Genomic DNA, 562 nt, shown 5'->3' with positions numbered 1-562 from the left:
CAGCGACATCGCGCGCGTCGACGGCTGGGGCTACCTCATGGGCGACGCGGGCAGCGGCTACTGGCTCGGGCGCGCCGCGCTCGACGCGGTCATGCGCGCGCACGACGGCCGCGGCGGGCCCACCGCCTTGACCGAGGTCGTGGTGGCGGACTTCCCCGACCTCGAGCGCGCGTACATCGAACTGCAGTCCGACCCCGAGCGCGTCGGGCGCATCGCCGCCTACGCCCGCCCCGTGGCCGAGGCGGCGGCGGATGGCGACGTGGTCGCGCTGGCGATCGTGACGGCCGGGGCTCGTGAGCTCGCGGCATCCGTCATCGCCGGTCTTCGACGAGTGGGCGAAGCGGATGCCGCGGCGCCCCGCGTCCGCGCGGTCGGCGGCGTGTTCGGGGGAGCCGTGCTCGCCGAGGCGTTCTCGGCGGCCGTGCACGAGGCACTGCCCGGGGCCGACGTGCGGGTGGCGGAGGCGCATCCGCTCGACGGCGCTGCCGCGCTCGCCGCCGTCGTCCCCACGAGCGCGCTCGCCGCCCACATCACGACCGCGACGACCGACTAGGCCCAGCCG

Annotated in this window: 1 protein-coding gene; it reads left to right on the top strand. The window is 77.0% G+C overall.

What is annotated here, in order from left to right; genetic code table 11:
• The coding region (locus AC1DY2_RS20495; protein ID WP_476764083.1) for a BadF/BadG/BcrA/BcrD ATPase family protein at window positions 1-553 on the top strand (553 nt) is incomplete at its 5' end.
• Window positions 554-562 lie beyond the last annotated feature (9 nt).

Source organism: Agromyces sp. P1_H4 (assembly GCF_056405255.1).
The sequence above is the reverse complement of the archived record's forward strand: the minus strand, read 5'-3'. Positions and strand labels throughout refer to the sequence as shown.